Consider the following 25273-nt stretch of genomic DNA (forward strand, 5'->3'; position numbering starts at 1 on the left):
GCAGGCCCGGGCCGGACCCCGGCGAGCACAGGGCCCGCCCCTCAGCGGAGGGACGCGCCCGACCTCGCCAGCAGCTCCTCGTACGCCACGCGCAGCCCGTCCACCGCCCCGCGGTCGGCGGGCTGCAGTGGTTCACGGACCGGTCCCGCGTCCAGCAGCGCCTTCGCCGTCACCGTGCCCGGCAGGCCCGACGCCATCATCAGCTCCGCCAGCGGGAGCGTGAGCCCGTTGAGCCGGGCGGCCTCGCCGGTGTCCCCGCGGTCGAAGGCGTCCAGGACCGCGCGCAGCTGCCGCGGCGCCACATTCGCGACCGTGCTGACGTAACCCGCCGCGCCCACCGCGTACAGCGGCAGATTCAGCTCCTCGCAACCCGAGTAGTACGCCAGCGAGGTGCGGGCGATCACCGTGGACGAGCCGAGCAGGTCGTACGCGCAGTCCTTGACCGCCACGATGCGCGGGTGCTCGGCCAGCCGCAGAAGGGCCGCGGTCCCGATCCGGGCGCCGGTGCGGCCCGGGATGTCGTACAGCATCACGGGGAGGGCGGTGGCGTCCGCGACCGTGCGCATGTGCGCCTCGATCGCGTCCTGTGGCGGGCGGCTGTAGTACGGAGTGACCACGAGCAGGCCGTCCGCGCCCGCCCGTTCGGCGGCGCGGGCCAGCTCGACGGTGTGCCGGGTGGACGCGCTTCCCACCCCCGCGACGATGTGGGCGCGCCCGCCGGCGGCCCGGCGCACGGCCCGTACCAGCGCGGTCTTCTCCGCGTCGGTCGTGGTCGGGGACTCGCCGGTGGTGCCGCTGAGGACGAGCCCGTCGCAGCCGTCGGCGACCAGACGGGCCGCGTGGCGGGCAGCCGCCCCCAGGTCCAGCTCCCCGGTGCTGGTGAAGGGCGTGATCATGGCGCAGAGGGCGCGGCCGAAGGGGCGTGGTGTGGTCATGCTCCGCAGTGTCGGTCTCTCCAACCGTGAAGGTCCACTTAGTTCTTCTTGGAGTGAACAGCAAGCAATGCTGAACGGTTGGATGGGAGTGTGCTCTGGCAGGGCGGCCTCACATGGGTCACCATGGCGGAATCGCTGTCCGCATTCGTCCAGAGTTCGTCCAGGGCTCGTCCCTACGGAGGTCGTCATGAGGCTCGGCAAGGCACTCGCCACCGGCATCGCCGAAGAGCAGCCCCAGGAACACCTGCTGTCCGATCAGCACTCCGATCAGCACGTCGAGCGGCAGCACGTCCAGGCGCGGGAGCCCCAGACCGCACAGCAGCCCGCGGCCGAGCAGCCCGTCGGGGCGGCAGCGGCCCGATGAGACTGCGGCTCCCCGAGGAACGCCCGGAGGAGCCGCCCGTAGGCCACAAGGTCGCCCACCCTGTGCTGTCCCAGGACGGCACACGGGCCGCGTTTCTCGGCGTCTCGCTGGGCGGCCGTGAGCCGTACGGCGTGCTCGCCGAGGCGCGCTGCGCCTACGGGTGGCGCCATCGCGCCCCGTCCCGCTTCTGCGACTGCGGCTTCCACTGCCTCCACTCGCGCACCGAGGCTTCGGGGCTCGTCTGCACCGCCGAGCACCGTATGGCCGTGCTGCTGGACGTGGCCGTGCTCGGCGCGTACATCCGCTTCGAACGAGGCTTCCGCTACGGCCGCCAGCGCGTCCGCAGCATGACCGTCGGCCCCTGCCCCTGCCACCACGAGGCGACCCTGCTGGCCGATGCGGGATGGGGGCGGCCGGGCTGGCGCGCCCTGGAGGCGGCCTGCGCCGGATGCGTCCGCGAGCGTCCCGCCCTGTCGCCGACCGACTTCGGGGCCCGCGCCGGAGAGGGGCTCCGCGTCCTTGGCGCAGCGTCCGCCATCGCGCCGCCGCCGGAGCGTTCCGTGCCCGAACTGGTCGCCGAGGCCGCGCTGTTGCAGGCCAGGCTCGACTGGTTCCAGTCCCAACTGGCCCGTCTCACGGGGCCAGGGCGAAGCCAGGGCTAGCGCCCGGGGGCGCCCGAGCCTCGGCGCGGGCGTGCGGCAGGACACGCAGGCCCGGTTGAACCCGTCCGGCGGCCGGACGAACCGGACGGGTGAGGGCCGGGCGACTACGGGCGGAAGCGCAGCACCTGCGGGTCGTGGTCGCTGTTCTGGTCCGCGAACTCCGCGTTGATGTGCACGCTGTCGTACGTGAAGTCGTCGACTGCGGGGCTGGTCAGGATCTGGTCAAGCACCTGGGCGTTGCCCTGGTAGACGTACGAGTAACGCTCCGAGCGCGGCAGCGACTTGACCGCGGCGTTGAGCGCGCGGCCGTCGGTGAGCGCCTTCGTCGTCGCCGAGAACTCGAAGTCGTTGATGTCGCCCAGGACCAGGACGTCGGCGTGGCGGTCGGCCTTCAGGATGTCCTTGACGAAGGTGTTCACGGCCTGCGCCTGCAGCAGGCGCTTGGCCTCGGAGGAGCGGTTCGGCGGCTGGTGGACGGAGGTCAGGCCCTCGTCGCCGCCCTTGGAGCCGAAGTGGTTGGCGATCACGAAGACAGTGCGCCCGCGGAAGACGAACTCACCGGCCAGCGGCTTGCGGCTGTCGGCCCACGCCGCGTTGGACGGGTCGATCCGGCCGGGGGAGAGCGTCAGGGCCGCTTCCCCCTTCTCCCTGACGACGGCGGTCGCGGTCGTCGCGTCGCCGCCAGGGCGGTCGGTGAAGGAGACCCGCGCCGGGTTGAAGAGGAAGACCTGGCGGATGTTGCCGCCGGGCTCACCGCCGTCCTTGTTGTTCTCGGGGTTGATCGTCCGCCATTGGTACGCGGGACCGCCGGCCGCCACGATCGCCGTCGTGAACTTCTTCACCGTCTCCTCGGCGGAGACGGTGCCGTCGTTCTTGGCGCCGTTGTCGTCCTGGATCTCCTCCAGGGCGACGATGTCGGGCGAGGCGAGATTCTCGACGACGGCCTTGGCGAGCGCGTCGAACTTCGTCTGCGGGTCGCTCGGGTCGAGGTTCTCCACGTTGTACGTGGCGACCGCGAGCTCCCCGCGTCGCTGCGGGCGGGTCGTCTCGGGCTCAAGACCGCGGTCGACGACGGTGCCCAGGGTGCGGGCGACCAGCGTGTAGCCGCCGAACTGGTTGAAGTCCAGCGGTCCTTCGGTCGTGCCGGTCAGCCGGTCGCCGACGTTCGCCTTGGGGAAGGGCTGCTGGGCGATCGGGGCGAGCTGCTGGATCTGGAGCCGGCCAGTGTTCTGCGCGGTGTACGAGCCGTAGACCGTGCCGCCGCGGCGGTTGTCATTCTCGTGCGGCTTGACCGTCACCCACAGTTCGGAGTACGGGTCGGTCGCGCCGACGACGCGGGAGGAGCCGATGCGGACGTTCTCGCCCTCCAGCGACTCGTAGTAGTCCAGCGCGTACGTGCGCGGCTCAAGAGCCAGGCCGTTGATGCTGTTGGCAGCCGCGGGGTCACCGTCGGGCGCGTACGCGCGGGGGACGGACCGCGCGGTGATGGTGACGGTCGCGGGCAGGGCGTTGCCCGAGGAGACCACGGTCACGGTCGGCTTCGAGATCTGCGTGACCGACTGGTTGCCGGAGGAGGTGCCGCCGGGGATGTACTCGCCGACGAGGCCGGAGACCTTGACGGCGTCTCCCACGGCCACGGCCGGGTTGGAGCTGGTGAAGACGAAGACGCCCTCGCTGGTCGCGGAGTCGGCGTCGGCCTGCGGGTCCTGGAACCAGAAGCCCTTGGAGCCGTAGGTCCGTACACCCGTGACGATGCCGGGGACTTCGGTCACCTGCCGGCCGGCCAGCGGGGATATCCGGGTGGATCCCTGGATGTCATGGATCCGGACATCGGCGTCGGCGGAGGCGTCGGCGGAGGCGGAGGAGCCGGCGAGGAGGCCGGCGGCCAGCGCGGCGGACACGACGGCCGCGACGGCGGCCGTTCTCGGTACGACGGAGGAAGGCATCAAGGAACTCCGGAAGTGAGGGTGAGGGGTGCGTTCGATGGTTCTACGCGCGTCAATCTCTTGGTTGTACTGGGGAGTTGTCAAGGGTCGACGGGTGTACGGAGGGGGACGGACCGGTGAACCCGCCCTCGCGCCCGGGTGGTCGGGGCGCGAGGACGGGGCGGGCGTGCCTTCCGGGGCCGGGCGCGGGCCGTGCCGGGGGCCGACGCCGGGCGGGCCGGGCACACCCGCGCCCGCCGCCCGCACGGTGTCCGCGCGGGCGGCGAAACCCGGTGAAATACGTCTACGCTGGGGGCCGCCCACAGGGCCGCCCGCACCCCGTACGCCTCCGAGGAGAACCACCAGATGTCCGAAGACCGCCCCACCCTGCCGCCGGTGCGGCTGCACTCGGACGCGGAGCTGGCGCGGGACGCGCTCGCCACACCGCTGCTGACCCGGGCCGTCCGGCTCGCCCGCTGGGCGGGCCCGGACACACGGGTGGGAGCGGGCGGCGAGCTCGTCGACGAGCAGCTGACCGCGGCCGCCCAGGAGCTCGGCCTCGGGGCCGACGAGGACGGTCCTGCCTACGCGAGCGAGGCATGGCGTGCCGCCATCGACACCGGGCTCGTCGAGGTCGGCGACCCGGCCGACGACGCCGCGGAGCACGGAACCGCCAGGGCGGGCGAGAATCTCGCGGTGATCACCTCGGGTGGACCGCAGGACATCCTCGCTGTCTGGCTGGACGCCCTGGAGGCCGTGCACGCCGACGCGATCGCCCCGATCCTGGACGACCTCGCCAACGCGATCGGCGAGGACGGCGAGATCGACTACGAGGCGCTCGACTGGGACCCGGACGGCGAGGCCGACTTCCTCGACGGCGTCCTCGGGAACCTGTATCTGCTCACCGTCGCGGAGGGCGGCGCGGGCGAGGGCCCCGTGCCGCTGCCCGCGCTCGCGGCATCGATGATCGTGCCCGACGATATGGGCGATCCCACCGACGACGTGCTGGAGCAGGTGTCGGTGGCGATGATGCGGCTGGACGAGCAGTTCCGGCTGTTCGAAGGGGTCGGCCTGGTCGAATACCGGCCGGTGGACGAGGCGTTGATGGCGGAGGAGGGCGAGGAGCCGGCTCCGCCGGTGGACGACGAGGACGTCTCCCGTTACGGCATGGTCGAGCTCACCCCGCTCGGTCTGTACGGCATCAGGGCACGCATGCTGGAGGCGGGGATCGACGCGCCGGCAGTCGGCGACCTGGCCGACAAGGGCGCGGAGGTGCTCCTGGACGGGCTCGCGGGCTTCCCGGAGGTGGCGGCACGGGCCGAGACCGAACAGTGGCTGGCCCGGCGCGATCCCGTCGACGCGGCGCGCGAACTCCTTGCGGCGGCAAGGGGTGTGGACCGGCGCGCGCCACTGCGGCGCCTCAACGCCCAGCAGGCCCTGACCCTGGTGGGCCCCCAGGCGGAACCGGCGGTACGCGCGGTACTCGACGACAGGGAACTGGGCGGCCTGGCGCGGGTCTGGCTCGCGGAGCGCGGCGCGGGCGATGTGCCCGCACCGCCGGAGTCGATGATCTTCTGGCTGGCGATCGACACGATTGCCGCGCAGCTGGACGCGGAGGGGGACCTGGCGGAGCTCAAGGAACTGGTGGAAGGCCTGGTGGGCCAGCACAGGGGCTTCTTCGAGGCGGCGTGGCGGGTGGAGCACCCGGGGACGGCGGAGGTGCTGGAGGCGATGGGGAGGCTGCATCCGGACAAGCGGGTGGCGAAGGAGGCGCGCAAGGCCGCGTTCAAGGCACGGTCGCGGGTGAGTGGCTGAGGGGGTCTCCCCCCGGTCGTGAGGGCTCCGCCGAGGCGGGAGGGCGCTCCGCCGGACGGGTCGTCAGCCGCGTCGGCCGGTCCGTCCGTTGAGATTCGGCCATTCGCGGTCCTGCCCGCAGGGACATTCATGGACAGCGTGGCCTCTCGATGTCGGCGGGAGTTCAATTGCCGTTTGTGCGTCACCGAAAGTGTGTGCCTGTCATCGCCCCAGCCGGACGCGTATCTCCAGGAGTACTCGATGCCGCTCACCCGTAGGGAATTCGCCAGACAGTCCGCGCTCACCGGCGCGGGAGTCGCCCTCACCGGCGCCGTGGGCTCTCTCGCCACCGCGCCCGGCGCGCTTGCCGCAGAGGACACCGCCGGGACAGCCGAAACCGTCGGCGAGGAGCACGGTGACCACGGCCACCACGAGCCGGGCTACGGACCGCTGCTCCCCGACCCCAGGAAGATCCTCGCGCTGCCCGCCGGATTCTCGTACCGGATCATCACGCACAGCGGCGTCACCAAGCTGGACTCGGGGGAGTGGACTCCCTCCAACCACGACGGCACCGCCACCTTCGAGGGCCCCCGCGGAGTGACCCTCCTTGTCAACAACCACGAGCTCAAAGGCCCCCGCGCCAACTGGAAGTACCCGGTCCCGCTCACCGAGGGGCTCGTCTACGACCCGGCCGCGTCCGGTGGCTGCTCCGTCGTCGAGGTCCACCGCGGCGGCGAGGTCGCCCAGTGGGTCGGCATCGCGGGTACCTCGCAGAACTGCGCCGGCGGCCGCACGCCGTGGAGCACCTGGCTCACCTGCGAGGAGACCGAGGACCTGGCAGGCAAGAACGGCATGACCAAGGACCACGGCTACGTCTTCGAGGTCGACCCGTGCGACCGGCGGGCCAACCGTGCGCCCAAGCCCATCAAGGCCTTCGGCCGGTACGCCCACGAGGCCGTCGTCATCGACCCCAAGCGCGGCCACGCCTACCTCACCGAGGACGCCGACACCCCCAACGGCCTGCTCTACCGCTGGGTCCCGCCGCACGGCTTCAAGCACGGGCGCGGACACCTCCGGCAGCTCGCCGACGACGCGGGCGTCCTCCAGGCGACCAAGTGCTTCGACTCCGGCGGCCGATTCGTCGACGACCTGTCCCGCGCCACGCGGATCGGCACCGTCTACGGCGTCGACTGGGTCGACGTCCCCGACCGCGACGGCCGTACCAAGTCGGTGCGCAAGCAGTTCGCCGACACGGACATCACCCGCGCCCGCAAGCTCGAAGGCATGTGGTGGGGCGACGGAGGCGTCTACATCGTCTCCTCGTTCGCGCGCGCGGAGAGCCCGGTGCAGCACGACGGCCAGGTCTGGTTCTACGACCCCAAGCGGCGCACCCTCACCCTGAAGGTGCTGCTCGGCGTCAACGCGGACCCGTCGAAGGACGGCGCCTTCGACGGTCCCGACAACATCACGGTCTCCCCGTACGGCGGACTGATCATCGCCGAGGACGGCGAGGGCGTTCAGCACCTCTTCGGAGCGACCGAACGCGGGCGCACGTACCCGATCGCCCGCAACGAGCTGAACATCGGCACCGAAGAGGATCCGGAATTCAGCGAGTTCACCGGTGTCGTCTTCTCGCCGGACGGACGGACGCTGTACGCCAACATCCAGACCCCGGGCATCATGCTGGCGATCACGGGTCCCTGGAAGCGCCACTCGCACCGCTGAGGGCTGTCGGTGGTCCTGCGCCCGTGCCGCCCCGGCGGTACGGGCGTTCCGCTTCCCGGGAAAATCCTTGGCGCCGGCCGGCGTTGCGCTCCTAAAGTGATGCGTGTCCGAAGGGAAAGGCAGAGCCTTTCACGGGACACCACAACGACATGCACCTCCCGGTGCGCAGGCTGCGGCTACTTCTTTTCCAGAAATCACGCCGCCGCCACCTTTGATCTCGGGAGGCTCAGCATTCGGGAATGCCCGGTGCGCAGGCGACGGTTACTTCTCGGACCGGGAGGATGCGGGTTCAAATCCCGCCCGGCCACGGTTGGTGGAGCAATCAGGAAGCTCGCCCGGCTACAGTCCGTCGCCGACCTCTGATCTCGGGCGTTCCTCTGCTGCGCTTCCCCCAGGAATTCGGGGGAATTCACATGGCACGCTTCAATACGCGCAGGGCCCGCGCCGGAGCCCTCTCGCCCGTACGCTCGACCGGCCGCACCACACGAACCCACCAGGGCGGCACGGGCGCCGAGCGTGACGCCCGCTCCGAGCTCTTTCTGCTCGCCGTCGCCAACTTCGTTGCGCAGCAGACCTTTTACGAGTCCGGCGGCGCCCGCGACGACCGCTTCACCCGTCTCGTGCGCACCCTCGCCGTCGAGGACCCCGAGTGGACCGCGTCGCTGCTGGGCTGGCTGCGCGGCGAGGGCAATATGCGCACCGCCGCGATCGTGGGAGCCGCCGAATACGTGAAGGCGCGGCTCGACGCGTCGGTGACCGCGGGACCGACGAACCGCCAGGTCGTCGACTCCGTGCTGCGCCGCGCGGACGAGCCCGGCGAAATGCTCGGCTACTGGACCTCGCGGTACGGCCGTAATGTGCCCAAGCCCGTCAAGCGCGGCATCGCCGACGCCGTCGCGCGCCTCTACAGCGGAAAGTCGCTGCTGAAGTACGACACGGCTTCCAAGGGTTACCGCTTCGGCGACATTCTCAATCTGGTGCACGCCGCACCCGATCCCGCAAAGCCGTGGCAGGGCGCGCTGTTCCAGTACGCGCTCGACCGCCGGCACAATCCGGAGACGGCCGTGCCGCCCGCTTCGATCCGTACGCTCACCGCCCACCGGGCGCTGCTGGACATACCGGTGGACGAGCGGCGTGCGGTGATCGCCGCGCCTGGCGCCGCGGCGCGCCTCGCCGAGGCGGGCATGACATGGGAGGCGCTGGCGGGCTGGCTGCAGGGCCCGATGGACGCGACGGCCTGGGAGGCCGTCGTCCCGTCCATGGGAGCGATGGCGCTGCTGCGCAATCTGCGGAACTTCGACGAGGCGGGGGTCTCGGACGAGGTCGCGGCACAGGTCGCGGCGAAGATCTCGGACCCCGAGGTCGTCGCGGACGCACGGCAGTTCCCGTTCCGCTACCTCGCCGCGTACCGGCACGCCCCGTCGCTGCGCTGGTCGTACGCGCTGGAGCGGGCGCTCGGCCACTCGCTGGCCCATGTGCCCTCGCTGCCGGGCAAAACCCTGGTCCTGGTCGACCGCTCGGGCTCGATGTGGTCGCCGCTCTCGGACCGTTCCGAGCTCAACCGCGCTGATGCGGCAGCGGTGTTCGGCGCCGCGGTGGCCATCCGGGCCGAGCATGCGGACCTCGTCGAGTTCGGTACGGGCAGCGCGCCGGTGAGGTTCCGCTCGGGCGAGTCCGTGCTGAAGGTCCTCGGACGCTTCGGCGAGCTCGGCGGCACCAATACCACCGAGGCGGTCCGAAGGCACTACCGCGCGCACGACCGGGTGCTGATCGTCACCGACGAGCAGGCGGCGTACAGCTACCACGGCGACCCGACCGAGCAGATCCCGGAGCACATCCCCGTCTACACCTGGAACCTCGCCGGTTACCGGGCGGGCCATGCCCCGTCGGGCAGGCCGATGCGGCACACCTTCGGCGGCCTGAGCGACGCGGCCTTCAGGATGGTCCCCCTCCTCGAACGGGGCCGGGACGCCGACTGGCCCTGGGCGTAGCACCGGTCGCCCGTCGCGCGGCGGGGTGCTCGCGGCCGTTGTGCTCCCGTGGACTGGTATCTAACATGTCAGTCCATGGAAGCACTGCGGCCGGTACCCAGGACCCTGCTGCGCGACACCGCGTACGCGGCCATCCGCGACGCCATCGTGTGCGGTGAACTTCCCCCCGGGGACGCGGTCCGCGACGCCGACCTCGCCGAGCGGCTCGGGCTCTCCCGCGCCCCGGTGCGCGCGGCGCTTGCGCGGCTCGCCGAGGAGGGGCTCGTCGAGACCAAGCCGCAGAGCTACACGCGCGTGACCCGGCTCGATCCGCGGGCCGTGCGTGAGGCAGCCGTGGTGGTGCGCGCCATGCACGAGCTGGCCGCCCGCGCCGCCGTGCCCCGGCTCACCCCCGAGGACGTCACCGCCATGCGCCGGGCGAACGCCCGCTTCGAGGAGGCGACGCGCGGCGGTGACGTGGGGGAGGCCCTGCGGGCGGACGACGAGCTGCACGACGTGCTGGTACGGGTCTGCGGCAACCGTGCCGTCGCGGCCACCATCGCCCGCCACACCCCGCTGATCCGCCGCCTGGAGTGGCGGCAGTTCGCCGAGGCGAGCGCGCTGGAGTCGGCCGCCCTGCACGCCCGGCTCATCGACGCGTGCGCCGGTGCGGACGCCGAGGAGGCCGCCCGTATCACCGCGCGGATCTGGCGCGCACTCGAAGAACTCGCGGATGAGTCGCATGAACAAGACAAATCCGGCGAAGTGTTTCGATCGCGCACATCGGATGTGCGCGATGAATCCGGTATGAACTGACCCCGGGGAGCCCGTATGTCGATCACATCGTTCGAGCGGTTTCCGCTGCTCTTCGGCCCTTCGCCGGTGCATCGCCTCGACCGGCTGACCCGCCGTCTCGGCGGCGCGGAGCTGTGGGCCAAGCGCGAGGACTGCAATTCCGGCATCGCCTACGGCGGCAACAAGACGCGCAAGCTGGAGTACCTCCTCGCCGATGCCCTGGCCCGGGGCTGCGACACCCTGGTGTCGATCGGCGGCGTGCAGTCCAACCACACCCGGCAGGTCGCCGCGGTCGCCGCCCGCGCCGGGCTCGGCTGCGTGCTGGTGCAGGAGAGCTGGGTCGACTGGCCCGATCCGGGCTACGACAAGGTCGGGAACATCCTGATCAGCCGCCTCGCCGGGGCGGACGTCCGGCTGGTGCGCGCCGGGTTCGGGATCGGCGTCAAGGAGAGCTGGGAGCAGGCGCTGCGCGAGGTCGAGGAGCGCGGCGGCCGGCCCTACGCCGTCCCCGCCGGGGCCTCCGACCATCCGCTGGGCGGCCTCGGCTTTGCGAACTGGGCGTACGAGGTGGCCGAGCAGGAGCGGACGGCCGGTGTGTTCTTCGACACCGTCGTCGTGTGCTCCGTGACCGGCAGCACCCAGGCCGGGATGGTCGCGGGATTCGCGGCACTCGAAGAGGCGGGCGGCCGCCCGAGGCGGGTGATCGGCATCGACGCGTCCGCCGCGCCGGAGCGCACCAGGGAACAGATCGGGCGCATCGCTCGCAGTACCGCCTCACTCATCGGGGTGGAGCGAGAACTGCTGGACACCGACATCGAGCTGGACGAGCGGTACCACGCGGGGACGTACGGCATCGCGGACGAGGCGACGCTGGATGCCATGCGGCTGGCGGCCCACACCGAGGGGATGGTGACGGATCCGGTGTACGAGGGGAAGTCGATGGCGGGCCTCATCGACCTGGTGATACGGGGAGAAATCGGCTCCGGTTCGCGGGTGCTTTATGCCCATCTCGGCGGTCAGCCGGCGCTCAACGCGTACAGCGAGCTGTTCTGACGTGGCGAAGGTGGCCCCCGAGGGCCCATACTCCAGGTAATGACAAAGTCAGCCGGATCTCGCCGCTATTTGCCCTCCAGTCCCTTCAACAAACCGGCCGCGGCTGCCCCGCCGATTGAGCAGTACGAAGTGGGCGACCGGGTCTCGCACGACCAGTTCGGACTCGGAAGAGTCATCGCAGTCGAAGGCGACAATGCCGCAGTGCTTGTCGACTTCTCGGGGCGTCAGGGAAGAATCCTGAGCCCTTACTCCAAGCTGGCCAAACTCTGAGGACCGTGGCCGCCGGGCCCGCCATCACCTGAATCGGTGGCGGGCCCGGCAGCGTCGGTCACAGCGACTGGGCGGCGGGCTTGACCATGCCCCGCACCGTGCGGGACTTCACGAAGTCGCCCATCGCGGTCATCTCCCACTCACCGGAGAACTGCTTGATCAGCTTCGCCATCATCACGCCCGTCTGCGGCTCGGCGCCGGTCAGATCGAAGCGGACCAGTTCCTCGCCTGTCCCGGCGTCGATCAGCCGGCAGTAGGCCTTGGCGACCTCGGTGAACTTCTGTCCCGAGAACGAATTGACCGTGAAGACGAGCCCCGTGGCCTCCGCGGGCAGCCGGCCGAGATCCACGACGATCACCTCGTCGTCGCCCGCCCCCTCGCCCGTCAGATTGTCGCCGGAGTGCTTGATCGCGCCGTTCAGGATCGAGAGCTTGCCGAAGTAGCAGCTGTCCAGGTGGTTGCGGTTGGGGCCGTACGCGATCACGGAGGCGTCGAGGTCGATGTCCTTGCCGCGGAAGGCAGGCTCCCAGCCCAGGCCCATCTTGACCTGGGAGAGCAGCGGGCGGCCACCCTTGACCAGGGACACCGTCTGGTTCTTCTGGAGGCTGACCCGCCCCTTGTCCAGGTTGATCTTTCCGGCGCCCGGGGCGGGAGCGGCCGGGGGAGCGGCGGGCGGCGGTGGCATGGACGCGGCGAGACGCGGGTCGGCCGGTGCGGAGGGAGCAGGGGCGGGTGCGGGAGCCGGGGTGGGTGCGGGAGCAGGGGTGGCGGTGGGCGCTGCCGCGGGTTCCTCGTCGACCGAGACGCCGAAGTCGGTGGCGATGCCCGCGAGGCCGTTCGCATACCCCTGGCCGACCGCGCGGGCCTTCCAGGCGCCGTTGCGCAGATAGATCTCCACCACGACCAGCGCGGTCTCCGCGCCGAGCCGGGGCGGGGTGAAGGTGGCGAGCGCGCTGCCGTCGTCGGCATCGCGGATGGTGGCGGTCGGCTCGATGCCCTGGAAGCTCTGGCCCGCGGCGTCCGGGCTCGCCGTGACGACGATCTTCTCGATGCCGGGTGGGACCGCGGTGGTGTCCACCACGATCGCGTCGGGCGAGGAGCCGCCGCCGGAGCGGTAGCTGACGCCGGGGCCCGCCGGCTGGTTGTAGAAGATGAAGTCGTCGTCGGAGCGCACCTTGCCGTCGGCGGTGAGCAGCAGGCCCGATACGTCGAGCCGCACCGGGGCGGCGACGTCCACCGCGACTCGGGCGGCGGAGAGAGGGATGTTCGAGCCGGGGGTCATAGCTGTCATGCCAGACGTAACGAGCGAGGGCGCTTTACCGTTCCCTTACCTTCGGCTATCGGTTCCTCGGGTGGTCGCGGGCCGCGCGCTCGTTGCCGAACTTGTAGGCGCCGGTCCAGCGGGCCATGACGAGCTGGGAGTCGCCCGACTCCACCTCGGCCAGGAACTTCTCGGCCCGGCCGCCGCGCAGCGTCCCGGCCGCGCGGCCGCGGTGAGTGATGACGACGCTCCCGTCGCCGTGCTGGGCGTAGCTGAATCCGAAGGGTTTGGCCATGGCCGACATCCTGGCCTGGCACGGTCCCCGCCGCACGCCAATATTGTCCCCGAGCATCCCTTCACCACCGCTGACATGGACCTTCCTCGGGGCGTGCGCCATGCTGCGGGCATCGGTCAGTACGGCCACCGGGGCGGGTTGGTGGTGAAGTGGCCGCCCAGATGCGCGTGGTCCGGGTTGTCCGCGTCGAGTTCACCCTGTTCCGCGACGAGCTTCTCGGCGTACTGCTCCGAGTCGTCCTGCGGCTCGTACCCGAGGGCGCGCGCCGTTGTGAGGTCCCACCACAGGCGGGTGTTGGCGGAGGAGCCGTAGACGACGCTGTGGCCGACGTGCTCGGCGGTGAGCGCCGCGTGGAAGAGCCGGGCGCAGTCGCCAGGGCTCATCCAGACCGACAGCATCCGCACCGACGTCGGCTCCATGAAGCAGGAGCCGATGCGGACGGAGACGGTCTCCAGGCCGTGCAGGTCCCAGTAGAGCTGGGCCAGATCCTCGCCGAAGCACTTGGACAGGCCGTAGAAGGTGTCGGGGCGGCGCGGGGTGTCGATGGGGATCAGGTCCGCGGGGTCGTGCGGCGCGTGGCCGGGCGGGCGCGGGGTGAAGCCGACCGCGTGGTTGCTGGAGGCGAAGACGATCCGCTCGACGCCCTCCTCGCGTGCCGCCTCGTACAGGTTGTAGGTCCCTTCGATATTGGCCCGCAGGATCTTCTCGAAGGAGGCTTCCAGGGAGATGCCGGCGAGGTGGATGACCGCGTCGACGCCCTGCACCGCCTCGCGCAGTGCCGCCCTGTCGGCGAGGTCGGCGGTGATCGCGTCCGGCACTCCCCCGAGGGGGGTGGCGTCGAAGAGCCGGAGTTCGTAGCCGTACGCGGGCAGCAGCCCCCGCATCAGTGTGCCGAGGCCGCCGGCGGCGCCGGTGAGCAGGACGGTGTGGGGAGTGGGCATGGGCGGATCTCCTCGAATTGCTCAGGTTCGTAGACGATATTCACATGCATGGAAACGCTAGGGAGGCGGTCCTGGCACCGTCAAGTGTTGCGCGGAGGGGGTGAATCCGCGTCTGCGTTGCGGTTTTCCGTCTTGACCTGCCCTGTGTGGCCGTCTTAGCGTGGCGGCGTTCAGGAATGTGGACGTCGATCAGAATTGTGCACGGGTCCCTGGGCTCGCTGCACGGCCCAGGGAGCGCCCGTGACATCAGCCCCGCTCGCCGCCCGGCTCACCCGGGTCCAAGGACCGCTGTTCTTCCCCGTCACCGCGTACGGACCGGACGGTGCCCTCGACCTGGATGTCTTCCGTGCCCATGTGAGACGCGGCATCGACTCCGGCGCGGCGGCGGTCTTCGCCTGCTGCGGCACGGGGGAGTTCCCCGCCCTGACCCCCGAGGAGTTCGGGGTGTGCGTCGCCGCGGCCGTGGCGGAGACCGCGGGCGAGGTGCCCGTCGTCGCCGGCACCGGCTACGGCACCGCGCTCGCCGTCGAGTTCGCGAAGACCGCCGAGGCCGCGGGCGCGGACGGGCTGCTCGTCATGCCGCCCTATCTCGTCGCCGCCGACCAGTCCGGACTGCTGCGGCACTACACCGCCATCGCCCGCGCCACCTCCCTGGACGTCATCGTCTACCAGCGCGACAACGCCGTCTTCACCCCCGAGACCGTCGTCGAACTCGCCCGGGCCGACGGCATCATCGGACTCAAGGACGGACACGGCGACATCGATCTGATGCAGCGCATCGTCGGAGCCGTACGCCGCGAACTGCCCGGCGAGGACTTCCTCTACGTCAACGGCCTGCCCACCGCAGAACTCACCGGCCTCGCCTACCGCGGCATCGGCATCACGCTCTACTCCTCCGCCGTCTTCGCCTTCGCCCCCGACATCGCGCTCGCCTTCCACCGCGCGCTGGCCACCGGCGACGACAAGACCGCGGGCCGGCTGCTCGACGGCTTCTACGTACCGCTGGTCGAGCTGCGCAACCTCGGCCGTGGGTACGCCGTCTCGCTCGTCAAGGCGGGCGTACGGCTCGAAGGTCTCGACGTCGGCGAAGTGCGTCCACCGCTGAGCGAGCCCCTCGCCGTTCATGTCGAGGCCCTCGCCGCGCTGATCGAGCGCGGGCGCGCCCTGCTGGAGGACGGCGCATGATGGCCTCGGCCTTCCTCTACCTCTGGGACGTCGTCGGGGACCCGGACGCGGAGGCCGCCGTCGCCGCGGTGCGGGCAGCGGCACCGGACGCTCGGTCAGCCGGGCCGCCCACGGCGGCGAGTGAGCGTACGGCGGACGGGAAGAGCAGCGAGTCGCTGCGGGATCGGGCTCGGCGTCGAGAATGACCCGCAGGGCCGTGCGGACCATCAGCGCCGCGCACCTCGTGCGTGGCGACGAACCGTCTCCGCCGCAGAGGGAGAGCGCTCAGCCCGCCAGGGTGAGGAGCACCTCGTCGATCTCTGCTCCGCGGGCGTTCGCGTAGCCGCGGTCCGTGCCGGTGACCGTGAATCCGCACTTTTCGAGCACCCGGACCGAGCCGGCGTTGTCGGCGGCGGCGCGGGCGTGCAGGGGCCGGGTGGTCACGAGCGCGGTCAGGGTGCGCAGGGCGGCCGTGGCGATGCCCCGGCCCCAATGCGCCCGGTCGATGACATAGGTGACCTCGCGCTGTTCGGGGGGCCCGTACACCGCGGTGTGGCCGACGACCACGCCGTCGGCGAGGACGGTCCGTATGACGGCGTCGGAGACACGGATCCGGGCCCAGTGGGCGTCGAAGGCGGCCCGGTCGGTGGGGTCCTCGCTGGTGAAGGCGGCCATCCGGTTCGACTCCGGATCGCGCATGTGCCGGAAGAAGACCGGCAGATCGTCGTCGACGACCTCGCGCAAGGTGACGGCCGGGTCCATCAGAGCCTCCTCGTGGCGAGCGTCAGCCGGTCGCGCGCGTCGAAGAGCGCGTCCTTGATCAGCTGCTCGTGGGCGGGGGTCAGCCGCGCCACCGGCACCGAGCAGCTGATCGCGTCGCGTGCCGGGGTGCGGTACGGGATCGCGATGCCGAAGCAGCGCAGCCCGAGGGTGTTCTCCTCGCGGTCCACGGCATAGCCCTGCTCGCGGATCAGTCGGAGCTGCTCGATGAGCTTCTCGCGGTCGGTGATCGTGTGCTCGGTCAGCGACACCATGGTCTCCGGCAGCATCTTGCGCACCTGCTCGTCGCTGTGGGTGGCGAGCAGCGCCTTGCCCAGCGAGGTGGAGTGCGCGGGCAGCCGGCGGCCGACCCGGGTGAAGGGGCGCAGATAGTGCTGCGACTGGCGGGTGGCGAGATACACGACATTGGTGCCGTCGAGGCGGGCAAGGTGGATGGTCTCCGTGGTGTCGTCGGAGAGGCGGTCGAGGGTGGGACGGGCCGCCGCCACGACCTCGTCGCCGTCGATGTACGAGGTGCCGACGAGCAACGCCCGCACGCCGATGCCGTACCGGGTGCCGGTGGCGTCCGTCTCGACCCAGCCGAGTTCCACCAGGGTGCGCAGCAGCATGTAGAGACTGGACTTCGGATAGCCGACGGCCTCCTGCACGGCCGCGAGCGAGTGCATGCCGGGGCGTCCGGCGAAGTATTCGAGCAATTCGACCGTCCGCACTGCGGACTTGACCTGTGCCCCACCGGAATCCGCAGTTGACATTGCCCTTCGCCCTTCTTGACCGCGCAGAACGCCCGGAAATAGAGTCCCCACATATTCACCATCGGGAACACTGTTCAGAATACCGAACAAATCCCCTGATGGGTGGCAGTAGACCGGGAAGGAAGCCGCGGTGGCAGCAGCACCAGTCTGGAGTGTCGACCCCCGAACCGGGAACCCGCGCGAGCAAGTGGCGGTGGAGTCCACGGCCGACGAGATCGACCGCGCGGTCCGCGCGGCTCACGCCGCCCGCCCCACGCTTGCCGACCGGAGTGTACGCGCGCTCCTGCTGCGCAGCGCCGCCGACCTCCTCGACGAGGCGGGCGAGCACGTCATCGAGGCCGCCGACGCCGAGACCGCGCTCGGCCCCACCCGCCTCACCGGCGAACTCGCCCGCACCACCGCACAGTTGCGCGCCTTCGCCGCTGTCGTCGACGAGGGCGCCTTCCTCGACATCCACATCGACCACGCCGACGCCCGCCGTACGCCGCCCTGGCCCGACCTGCGCCGCTACAAGATCCCCCTCGGCGTCGTCGCCGTCTACGCCGCCGGCAACTTTCCGCTCGCCTTCTCGGTGCCCGGCGGCGACACCGCCAGCGCGCTCGCGGCGGGCTGCCCGGTCGTCGTCAAGGCGCACCCCGACCACCCCGGCACCTCCGAGCTGTGCGCGTCCGTACTGCGCCGGGCCGCGCAGCGCGTCGGCCTGCCCGAGGACGTCGTGACCGTCGTCCACGGCTTCGAGGCGGGCGTCGAGCTGGTGAAGCACCCGCTGGTCGCCGCCGCAGGCTTCACCGGATCCGTGCGCGGCGGCCGGGCCCTGTTCGACGCCGCGGCCGCCCGGCCCACGCCCATCCCCTTCCACGGCGAACTGGGCTCCCTCAACCCCGTCGTCGTCACCGAGGGGGCCGCCGGCGAGAAGGCCGAGCAGCTCGGGGCCGGACTCGCGGGCTCGATGACCCTCGGGGAGGGGCAGTTCTGCACCAAGCCCGGCTTCGTCCTGGCCCCCGCCTCGGAAGCCGGCGACCGGCTGCTCAAGGCCCTGACGGCCGCCGTCAGCGAGACCGAGCCCGGTGTGATGCTCGACCACCGGATGCGCTCGGCCTTCGTCGAGGGCGTACGGGAGCGGGCCGCGCTGCCCGACGTGGAGGCGCCGATCACCCCGGGCGCGGGCGGCGAACACACCGTCAGCGCGGGATTCCTGTCCGTACCGGCCCGGCTGCTGGCCGCCGAGGGCCCGCACGACCTGCTCCTGGAGGAGTGTTTCGGCCCGGTCACCGTCGTCGCGCGCTATGAGTCCGACGCCGAGATCACTGCCGTGCTCGGCCGACTGCCCGGCAACCTCACCGCCACCCTCCAGCTCTCCGACGGCGAGAGCGCGGGCGAGGGTCGGGGCGCGGAGCTGCTCGCCGAACTCACCCCCCTCGCCGGACGCGTCCTGGTCGGCGGCTGGCCCACCGGCGTCGCCGTGGCCCCCGCGCAGCACCACGGCGGCCCCTACCCGGCCACCACCTCCACCTCCACCTCGGTCGGAGCGACCGCGATCGAGCGCTGGCTGCGCCCGGTCACGTACCAGACGACGCCCGAGGCCCTGCTCCCGCCCGAGCTGCGCGAGGCGAATCCGCTCGGTCTGCCGCGTCGGGTGGACGGCCGCCAGGAGACTGGGCGAAGCTGAGGACCGTGACCGACCTGTTCGAACTGCCCGAACTCCCCTTCCCGCTGCGCCCGTACGGCCCCGAGGCCAACTGGTCGTACGAGAAGGGGGCACTGACCGGCTGGGCCGGCGCCCGGCAGGACCGCTTCGTCCCGCCCGCCGACGAGTCCCTGGACCCCGTGTCCGACGCACCGCGCCTGCTCGGCGCTCCGAAGGGCGACTTCCAGCTCATCGCACGGGTCACCGTCGGCTTCGCCGCGGCCTTCGACGCCGGCGTGCTCTATCTGCACGTCGGCGAGCGTGAGTGGGCCAAGCTCTGCCTGGAGCTCTGCCCGGACAAGCCCACCGTCTGCACGGTCGTCACCCGCGGCCACTCCGACGACGCCAACTCCTTCGTGGTGGACGGCGACAGCGCCTGGCTGCGGATCAGCCGCACCGGCAAGGCGTTCGCCTTCCACGCGTCGACGGACGGCGAGCGGTGGACATTCGTACGGATCTTCGCGCTGGGCACCGAGGAGGAGGCCGGTGCCGCCCTCGTCGGCTTCCTCGCCCAGTCGCCGGTGGGCGAGGGCTGTGTGGCGACCTTCGACCGGATCGAGTTCCGCGAGGGCTGGCCGGAGGGACTGCGCGACGGCTCGTGAGCGGACCGCACCGGATGCCGCAACCGAGGGCGGCCCGTACGGGATGCCGCAACCGAGGGCGGATCGCACCGGATGCCGCAACCGCGGGCCGGCAGCCGGACGTCCTCACTGTCATGATCAGAACAGCGCTCCCCGCCGACCTCGACGCCATCGCCGCACTCCACGCCGAGGCACGCGCCACCTACTACCGCGGCCACATCCCGGACGAGGCCTTCGACAGCCCGGCCGAACACGCGCAGACCCGGGAGAACTGGGCCGCGGCCATCGGGCGGGGAGCGGTGCTGTGCGCCGAGAAGGGGGGCACGGTGGTCGGCGTGGCGGCCTTCCGCGAGGTCGAGGCGTTCATGACCCTCACCCAGCTGCATGTCGCCCCCGACCACTGGCGCGAAGGCATCGGCACCGCGCTCCATGCGGCCTGCGTCGAGAGCTGGCGGGGCGCGGGAGTGAGTGACGTACGGCTGACGGTCTTCCAGCACAACGCCCGTGCGCAGTCCTTCTACGCACGCCGGGGCTGGATTCCCGACCCGGACGAGCCACGCGCGGGCGACCACCTCGTGCTGCGCCTCACGGTGCCGCCCGCGGCACAATGAGTGGGCCCCGCGTCACGGCGAGAGCAGGCGTGGCAGGGCAGGGTGCTCACTCCGGTCGGCGGCGCGGACGCGGCGGCCTGCGGCGCTGACGGCAGCTGCGACGTACCGCAGCCGGGCGGCGCCGGCGCCTGAGCGCCGCCGGGTGACGCCGCCGGGTGACGCCGCCGGCGGGAGTGGCTGACGGGAGCCTGTGCGCGGGTCGCGGAGAGACGTCTTCGAGGCGCGCTCAACGATTCGCGATTGACCCGGCGTTGACCGCACCGCAGGGTGATCTCATGGAGACCTTGGGCGGCGCCGAATTCGCGCCGGACACGACGTATCTGAACACCTCCAGCTGCGGGCTGCTGCCGCGCCGGAGTGTCGCGGCCGTCAAGCGGCTGGTCGACGAGCTCGCGGCCGGGCGGGCCGGCGGCGCCGGAGAGTTCTCGGAGGTGACCGCCGCCCGCCGCTCGTTCGCCCGGCTGACCGGGGTGGACGCCGGGCGGGTGGCCGTCGGCGGCTCGGTGTCGGTCCACGTCGGACTGATCGCCTCCTCGCTGCCGCCCGGCGCGGAGGTCCTCTTCCCGGAGGGGGAGTACGCCTCGGTCATCACGCCGTTCACCGTGCGCGGTGACCTCAAGCTGCGGTACGCGCCGCTGGAGGGGCTGGCCGATGCGGTGCGGCCGGGCACCTCGCTGGTGGCGTTCTCGTCGGTGCAGTCCGCGGACGGCCGGATCGCCGACCTGGCGGCGATCCGGGCCGCGGCGGTCGGGCACGGCGCGCGTACGCTCGTCGACGCCAGCCAGTCCGCGGGCTGGCTCCCGCTGGACGCGGGTGCCTGGGACTTCACGGTCACGGGCGGGTTCAAGTTTCTGCTCTGCCCGCGCGGGGTCTCGTTCCTCACGGTGACCGAGGACGCCCAGCGGAGTCTGGTGCCGATCCACGCGGGCACGTTCGCCGCCGAGAAGCTGTGGGACACCACCTACGGGCCGATCAGCGAACTGGCCGGCTCGGCCCGCCGGTTCGACGAGCCGCCGGCTTTCCTCTCGTACCACGGGGCCAAGGAGTCGCTCGCGCTCCTGGAGGAGGTGGGCATCGATGCCGTGCACGCGCACGACACGGCGCTCGCCCGGCGATTCAGGGAGGGACTGTCCGCTCTCGGCCACCGGCCGGTGCCCGGCGACTCCGCCATCGTGGCCGTGCCGGGTCTCGGCCACCGGGTCCCCTCAGTGGCCGAGGCGGGTGTGATCCTCTCGGAGCGGGCGGGCCATCTGCGCGCCGCGTTCCACCTCTACAACTCGGCGGCGGAGGTGGACCGGGTGCTGGACGTGCTGTCCGGCTGAGCGAGGGCCGGGCAGTCACCGGACTGGATGCAGAGGTTCTCCTCCACCTTTCCCAGCAGCCGGGTCAGCTCACGGCGCTCCTCGGGGTCGAGCCCGGCGAGCGTGTACTCCTCCAGACTCGCCCAGGCCGCCTCGACCGCGGAGTGCAGGGCACAGCTCTCCGCGGTTGCCTCGACGAGCACCGCGCGCCGGTCGCCGGGGTCGGGGCTGCGGCGGACATGCCCGGCCTGCTCCAGTCGCTGGAGCATCTTCGTCACGGTGGACGGGTCGAGCTCAACGGCCTTGATCAGCTCGGACTGGCGCACCGGGCCCCCGTCCCACAGATGCATCATCAGCAGTTCCTGCCCGGGGTAGAGCCCGGCTCCGCGCAGCAGCTTCCCCGCGGCCATGCGATGCAGCCGGGCGAGCCGGGACACGGCAAGGCTCACGGGTCCGCCGAGCGCGGCGGCCGGCATCGCCTCGGTACAGACGGGATCGGCCGCGGTCTCGGGCGTCATCGGGGCCTCCTCGGGCAGGGTGCGACTGTCTCGCGGACAGTGTCTCCGATAATTTTACCTTGGTCGGCCAATTAATGGTCTACAGTGGCACTCGGCGTAAATGCTTGGCCGACCACATAACTCTTTGGGAGTACCCATGACCACCGCGTTCGACCCCATCGAACTGTCCGGCTCGCAGCTCGCGAACCGTATCGCCATGGCGCCCATGACCCGCAGCCGCGCATACGGCGAGGGTCTGACCGTCACCGAGTCCACCGTCGAGTACTACAGCCAGCGCGCCTCCGCCGGTCTGATCGTCACCGAGGGCATCCAGCCCTCCGTCATCGGCCGGGGCTACCCGGACACCCCCGGGCTGCACACCGCCGAGCAGGTCGCCGCCTGGCGCAAGGTCACCGACGCCGTGCACGCCAAGGGCGGCCGGATCTTCGCCCAGATCATGCACGCCGGACGCATCGGCCACCCCGTGCTGTTCGAGGACGGGCAGGTCAGCGTGGCGCCCTCGTCCGTAGCCGCCGCCGGCCAGCTCTTCACGCAGGCGGGGCCCAAGGACTTCCTGCCTCCGCGTGAGCTGGAAGCCGCCGAAATCCCCGCCATCGTCGAGGAGTTCGCGGAGGCGGCCCGTAACGCCGTCGCGGCCGGCTTCGACGGTGTCGAGCTGCACGGCGCCAACGGCTATCTGATCCACCAGTTCCTCGCCCCCAACACCAACCTGCGCACCGACGACTGGGGCGGCTCCGTCGAGAACCGCATCCGCTTCGCCGTCGAGGTGACCAAGGCGGTGGCCGCGGCGATCGGCGCCGAGCGGACCGGACTGCGGGTCTCGCCCGGCAACACGTACAACGACATCGCCGAGACCGACCCCGAGGTGACCTACCCGGCCCTGATCAAGGAGCTCGAGCCGCTGGGCCTCGGCTATCTGCACGTCGTCGAGATGGTGCCGGGCTTCCGGGACATCACGCTGGAGCTGCGCAAGCAGTTCGGCGGCACCTTCATCCTCAATCCGGCGACCGAGGGCCCCACCGATCACCGGGCGCTCACTCTCGTCGAGGACGGCACCACGGACGTCCTCGCCTTCGGCTCGCTGTTCCTGGCCAACCCGGACCTGCCCGCGAGGCTCGCGTCCGAAGGCCCGTACAACACCCCGGACACGTCCTCGTTCTTCGGCGGCGACGACAAGGGCTACACCGACTACCCGACCCTGTAGGGCAGGTGCGTCAGAAGGCCGGGCGGCTCCTCTATATAGAGGAGCCGCCCGGCCTTCTGAGGGGCGGGCCTCAGCGCACCGGAGTGAAGTCCCGCGCCCCGATGAAGTCCGGACGCGGCACCGGAGCCGCGAACGGCTGAACGGCCGCGTTCTCCACGCTGTTGAAGACGATGAAGACATTGCTGCGCGGATACGGGGTGATGTTGTCCCCGGAGCCGTGCATGCAGTTGCAGTCGAACCAGGTCGCGGAGCCCGCCGGGCCGGTGAACAGGCGGATGCCGTGCCGGTCGGCGTACCGGGTCAGCGCCTCGTCCGAAGGGGTGCCGGCGTCCTGCATCTGCAGCGACTTCTTGTAGTTGTCCTTCGGCGTCTCGCCCGCGCAGCCCAGGAACGTCCTGTGCGAACCGGGCATGATCATCAGACCGCCGTTGGTGTCACGGTTCTCGGTCAGCGCGATCGAGACCGAGACAGCGCGCATGTTCGCCAGGCCGTCCTCGGCGTGCCAGGTCTCGAAGTCCGAGTGCCAGTAGAACCCCGAGGCGCCGAAGCCCGGCTTCACATTGATCCGGGACTGGTGGACGTAGACGTCCGACCCGAGGATCTGCCGGGCCCGGCCCACCACCCGCTCGTCGCGCACCAGGGCGGCGAACACCTCGCTCAGTCTGTGCACCTCGAAGACCGAGCGTACGTCCTGGGACCTGGGCTCGATGATCGAGCGCTCGTCGGCCCGTACCGCCGGATCGGCGATCAGCCGGTCCAGTTCGGCACGGTAGAGCGCGACCTCGTCCTGCGAGATCAGCTCCTCGACGGCGAGGAAGCCGTCCCGCTCGTAGCCCATCAGCTCCGACGGCTTGATGGGCCCGGGTGACCCCGGCGCGGACCACACGACCGGGTCCTGGCGGGGAGTCAGCACCTCACCCACGCCTCGGGTCGGGTAGAGGTCGGTGCGTACAGGGGCGGTGGTCATGGTTCAGCCCTCCTCGGTGAGCAGCGGATAGACGCCGTTCTCGTCGTGGTCCTCCCGTCCGGTGACGGGCGGGTTGAAGACGCAGACACAGCGGAAATCGGTCTTGGGACGCATGGTGTGGCGCTCATGGCCGTCCAGCAGATACATCGTTCCGGGCTCGATCCAGTGGGTCTCGCCGGTCTCGTCGTCGGTGAGCTCGGCCTCGCCCTCCACGCAGAGCACGGCCTCGATGTGGTTCGCGTACCACATCGAGGTCTCCGTACCCGCGTACAGCACGGTCTCGTGGAGCGAGAAGCCGACGTTCTCCTTGGCGAGCACGATGCGCTTGCTCTCCCAGGTGCCGGATGCGGCCTTCACATGGCGCTCGGTGTTCTCGATGTCCTTGAACGATCGGACGATCACGGTGAGTCGATGCCTTTCCTTCGTGTACGGGAGTGTCAGGCGGTCTCGCGGACCGCGCGGGCCAGGATGCGCAGGCCCTCGTCGAGCTCGTCGCGGGAGATGGTGAGCGCGGGCAGGAGTTTCACCACTTCGCCCTCGGGGCCGGAGGTCTCCAGCAGCATCCCCAGCTCGAAGGCTCGGGTGCACACGGCAGCGGCACGTGGCTTGTCCTCGAACTCCAGGCCCCACACGAGGCCGCGGCCCCGGAAGCTCAGCCCGGTGTCGGCGCTCTCGGCGACGATGGCCAGCAACGCCTGCTCGACCTGCCCGCCGCGCGCGAGGGTCTGCTTCTCCATCTGCCCGTCGGCCCAGTAGGTGTCCAGCGCCGCGGTGGCGGTGACGAATGCGGGGTTGTTGCCGCGGAAGGTGCCGTTGTGCTCGCCCGGCTCCCAGATGTCCAGCTCCGGCTTGAACAGGCAGAGCGACATGGGCAGTCCGTAACCGCTGATGGACTTGGACAGGGTGACGATGTCGGGCGTGATGCCCGCCTCCTCGAAGGAGAAGAAACCGCCGGTGCGGCCGCAGCCCATCTGGATGTCGTCGACGATCAGCAGCATGTCCTGGCGGTGGCACAGCTCCTGGAGCGCGCGCAGCCACTCCGGACGGGCCACATTGATGCCGCCCTCGCCCTGCACGGTCTCCACGATGACGGCTGCGGGCTTGTTGAGCCCGGAGCCCTGGTCCTCCAGCAGGCGCTCGAACCAGAGGAAGTCCGGGACCTGGCCGTCGAAGTAGTTGTCGAAGGGCATCGGTGTGCCGTGCACCAGCGGGATGCCGGCGCCCGCCCGCTTGAAGGCGTTGCCGGTCACGGCGAGCGATCCGAGCGACATGCCGTGGAAGGCGTTGGTGAAGGAGACGACGGACTCGCGGCTCTTCACCTTCCGTGCCAGCTTGAGCGCGGACTCCACGGCGTTGGTGCCCGTCGGGCCCGGGAACATGACCTTGTACGGCAGATCGCGCGGACGCAGGATCACGTTCTGGAACGACTCCAGGAAGGCGCGTTTGGCCGTGGTGGCCATGTCCAGGCCGTGGGTGATGCCGTCGCGTTCGATGTAGTCGATCAGCGCGCGTTTCAGCACCGGGTTGTTGTGCCCGTAGTTGAGTGATCCGGCGCCGGCGAAGAAGTCGAGGTAGGTGTGGCCGTCCTCGTCGTGGAGGTGGCTGCCCTGCGCGCGGTCGAACACGGCGGGCCATCCGCGGCAGTAGCTGCGCACCTCCGACTCCAGGGTCTCGAAGACGCTCAGGGCGGGCGGGGTGATGGTCACAGCAGTCTCCTG

26 protein-coding genes are annotated in these 25273 nt (G+C 71.0%); 15 read left to right on the forward strand and 11 right to left on the reverse strand.

Features of this window, described 5'->3' with window-relative positions; translation table 11 throughout:
- Window positions 1-41: 41 nt before the first annotated feature.
- A complete protein-coding gene (gene dapA / locus OG293_RS28135; RefSeq protein ID WP_406001572.1) occupies window positions 42-935 on the reverse strand; it encodes a 4-hydroxy-tetrahydrodipicolinate synthase in 894 nt (297 codons plus the stop codon).
- Between the two features lie 187 nt (window positions 936-1122).
- Between dapA and OG293_RS28140 the strand changes: the two genes are divergently transcribed.
- A complete protein-coding gene (locus OG293_RS28140) occupies window positions 1123-1299 on the forward strand; it encodes a hypothetical protein (RefSeq protein ID WP_406001573.1) in 177 nt (58 codons plus the stop codon).
- The gene (locus OG293_RS28145; protein WP_406001574.1) at window positions 1296-1961 is read left to right on the forward strand and encodes a hypothetical protein; all 666 of its coding nucleotides are present in this window, start codon (window positions 1296-1298) and stop codon (window positions 1959-1961) included. Before OG293_RS28140 ends, OG293_RS28145 begins: the two co-directional genes overlap by 4 nt.
- Before the next feature lie 104 nt (window positions 1962-2065).
- Here OG293_RS28145 and OG293_RS28150 read toward each other — a convergent pair whose 3' ends face one another.
- Window positions 2066-3907 carry an endonuclease/exonuclease/phosphatase family protein gene (locus tag OG293_RS28150; protein WP_406001575.1) on the reverse strand — a complete coding sequence of 614 codons (1842 nt, stop codon included), beginning with the start codon at window positions 3905-3907 and terminating at the stop codon, window positions 2066-2068.
- Window positions 3908-4252: 345 nt separating this feature from the next.
- On the opposite strand from OG293_RS28150, the gene OG293_RS28155 reads away from it, so the two are divergent.
- From OG293_RS28155 to OG293_RS28180, 6 genes are all read left to right on the forward strand, one after another.
- Window positions 4253-5701, forward strand: coding sequence for a hypothetical protein (locus tag OG293_RS28155; RefSeq protein WP_406001576.1), 1449 nt, complete (start codon window positions 4253-4255; stop codon window positions 5699-5701).
- 240 nt (window positions 5702-5941) lie between these two features.
- Complete coding sequence (locus tag OG293_RS28160) at window positions 5942-7405, forward strand: alkaline phosphatase PhoX (protein WP_406001577.1); 1464 nt, start codon at window positions 5942-5944, stop codon at window positions 7403-7405.
- Between the two features lie 413 nt (window positions 7406-7818).
- Window positions 7819-9396 (forward strand): TROVE domain-containing protein, encoded by a 1578-nt coding sequence (locus OG293_RS28165; protein ID WP_406001578.1) that lies wholly within the window; start codon window positions 7819-7821, stop codon window positions 9394-9396.
- Between the two features lie 75 nt (window positions 9397-9471).
- Window positions 9472-10191, forward strand: a complete 720-nt coding sequence (locus OG293_RS28170) for a GntR family transcriptional regulator (protein WP_406001579.1) — start codon at window positions 9472-9474, stop codon at window positions 10189-10191.
- A 15-nt stretch (window positions 10192-10206) separates the two neighbouring features.
- Window positions 10207-11223, forward strand: a complete 1017-nt coding sequence (locus tag OG293_RS28175) for a 1-aminocyclopropane-1-carboxylate deaminase (RefSeq protein WP_406001580.1) — start codon at window positions 10207-10209, stop codon at window positions 11221-11223.
- Window positions 11224-11262: 39 nt separating this feature from the next.
- The gene (locus OG293_RS28180; protein ID WP_215093417.1) at window positions 11263-11493 is read left to right on the forward strand and encodes a hypothetical protein; all 231 of its coding nucleotides are present in this window, start codon (window positions 11263-11265) and stop codon (window positions 11491-11493) included.
- Window positions 11494-11551: 58 nt separating this feature from the next.
- Here the strand turns inward: OG293_RS28180 and OG293_RS28185 are convergent, their stop codons facing one another.
- From OG293_RS28185 to OG293_RS28195, 3 genes are all read right to left on the reverse strand, one after another.
- Entirely contained in the window at window positions 11552-12784 is a 1233-nt protein-coding gene (locus tag OG293_RS28185; RefSeq protein WP_406001581.1) for a TerD family protein, read from the reverse strand.
- 46 nt (window positions 12785-12830) lie between these two features.
- Entirely contained in the window at window positions 12831-13049 is a 219-nt protein-coding gene (locus tag OG293_RS28190) for a hypothetical protein (RefSeq protein ID WP_406001582.1), read from the reverse strand.
- A 116-nt stretch (window positions 13050-13165) separates the two neighbouring features.
- The gene (locus tag OG293_RS28195; protein ID WP_406001583.1) at window positions 13166-13990 is read right to left on the reverse strand and encodes an NAD-dependent epimerase/dehydratase family protein; all 825 of its coding nucleotides are present in this window, start codon (window positions 13988-13990) and stop codon (window positions 13166-13168) included.
- A 240-nt stretch (window positions 13991-14230) separates the two neighbouring features.
- On the opposite strand from OG293_RS28195, the gene OG293_RS28200 reads away from it, so the two are divergent.
- Both OG293_RS28200 and OG293_RS28205 read left to right on the forward strand, forming a co-directional pair.
- The gene (locus OG293_RS28200) at window positions 14231-15175 is read left to right on the forward strand and encodes a 5-dehydro-4-deoxyglucarate dehydratase (RefSeq protein WP_406001584.1); all 945 of its coding nucleotides are present in this window, start codon (window positions 14231-14233) and stop codon (window positions 15173-15175) included.
- Entirely contained in the window at window positions 15172-15360 is a 189-nt protein-coding gene (locus OG293_RS28205; protein WP_406001585.1) for a hypothetical protein, read from the forward strand. Before OG293_RS28200 ends, OG293_RS28205 begins: the two co-directional genes overlap by 4 nt.
- Before the next feature lie 79 nt (window positions 15361-15439).
- On the opposite strand, the gene OG293_RS28210 is transcribed toward OG293_RS28205, so the two are convergent.
- Window positions 15440-15916 (reverse strand): GNAT family N-acetyltransferase, encoded by a 477-nt coding sequence (locus tag OG293_RS28210; protein ID WP_406001586.1) that lies wholly within the window; start codon window positions 15914-15916, stop codon window positions 15440-15442.
- On the reverse strand, window positions 15916-16686 hold the full coding sequence (locus OG293_RS28215; protein WP_406001587.1) for an IclR family transcriptional regulator: 771 nt from the start codon (window positions 16684-16686) through the stop codon (window positions 15916-15918). Before OG293_RS28215 ends, OG293_RS28210 begins: the two co-directional genes overlap by 1 nt.
- A gap of 130 nt (window positions 16687-16816) precedes the next feature.
- Between OG293_RS28215 and OG293_RS28220 the strand changes: the two genes are divergently transcribed.
- From OG293_RS28220 to OG293_RS28235, 4 genes are all read left to right on the forward strand, one after another.
- Window positions 16817-18355 (forward strand): aldehyde dehydrogenase (NADP(+)), encoded by a 1539-nt coding sequence (locus tag OG293_RS28220; RefSeq protein WP_406001588.1) that lies wholly within the window; start codon window positions 16817-16819, stop codon window positions 18353-18355.
- A gap of 14 nt (window positions 18356-18369) precedes the next feature.
- Window positions 18370-18975 (forward strand): DUF1349 domain-containing protein, encoded by a 606-nt coding sequence (locus OG293_RS28225; protein WP_406003738.1) that lies wholly within the window; start codon window positions 18370-18372, stop codon window positions 18973-18975.
- 113 nt (window positions 18976-19088) lie between these two features.
- Complete coding sequence (locus OG293_RS28230; protein WP_406001589.1) at window positions 19089-19565, forward strand: GNAT family N-acetyltransferase; 477 nt, start codon at window positions 19089-19091, stop codon at window positions 19563-19565.
- A 275-nt stretch (window positions 19566-19840) separates the two neighbouring features.
- Window positions 19841-20887 carry an aminotransferase class V-fold PLP-dependent enzyme gene (locus OG293_RS28235; protein ID WP_406001590.1) on the forward strand — a complete coding sequence of 349 codons (1047 nt, stop codon included), beginning with the start codon at window positions 19841-19843 and terminating at the stop codon, window positions 20885-20887.
- Here OG293_RS28235 and OG293_RS28240 read toward each other — a convergent pair.
- Window positions 20836-21384, reverse strand: a complete 549-nt coding sequence (locus OG293_RS28240; RefSeq protein ID WP_406001591.1) for a MarR family winged helix-turn-helix transcriptional regulator — start codon at window positions 21382-21384, stop codon at window positions 20836-20838. The genes OG293_RS28235 and OG293_RS28240 overlap by 52 nt on opposite strands.
- Before the next feature lie 136 nt (window positions 21385-21520).
- Between OG293_RS28240 and OG293_RS28245 the strand changes: the two genes are divergently transcribed.
- On the forward strand, window positions 21521-22588 hold the full coding sequence (locus OG293_RS28245; RefSeq protein ID WP_406001592.1) for an alkene reductase: 1068 nt from the start codon (window positions 21521-21523) through the stop codon (window positions 22586-22588).
- A gap of 70 nt (window positions 22589-22658) precedes the next feature.
- Here OG293_RS28245 and thpD read toward each other — a convergent pair whose 3' ends face one another.
- From thpD to ectB, 3 genes are read right to left on the reverse strand one after another with little or no spacing between them, the layout of a single operon-like run.
- Window positions 22659-23555: an ectoine hydroxylase gene (thpD, locus tag OG293_RS28250; protein WP_406001593.1), complete on the reverse strand. Its 897-nt coding sequence runs from the start codon at window positions 23553-23555 to the stop codon at window positions 22659-22661.
- Between the two features lie 3 nt (window positions 23556-23558).
- Window positions 23559-23957 (reverse strand): ectoine synthase, encoded by a 399-nt coding sequence (locus OG293_RS28255; protein ID WP_406001594.1) that lies wholly within the window; start codon window positions 23955-23957, stop codon window positions 23559-23561.
- 35 nt (window positions 23958-23992) lie between these two features.
- On the reverse strand, window positions 23993-25261 hold the full coding sequence (ectB, locus tag OG293_RS28260; protein ID WP_406001595.1) for a diaminobutyrate--2-oxoglutarate transaminase: 1269 nt from the start codon (window positions 25259-25261) through the stop codon (window positions 23993-23995).
- Window positions 25262-25273: the final 12 nt, after the last annotated feature.

Origin of the sequence: Streptomyces sp. NBC_00829 (assembly GCF_045161795.1) — a bacterium.
In the GTDB taxonomy this organism is placed as follows: domain Bacteria; phylum Actinomycetota; class Actinomycetes; order Streptomycetales; family Streptomycetaceae; genus Streptomyces.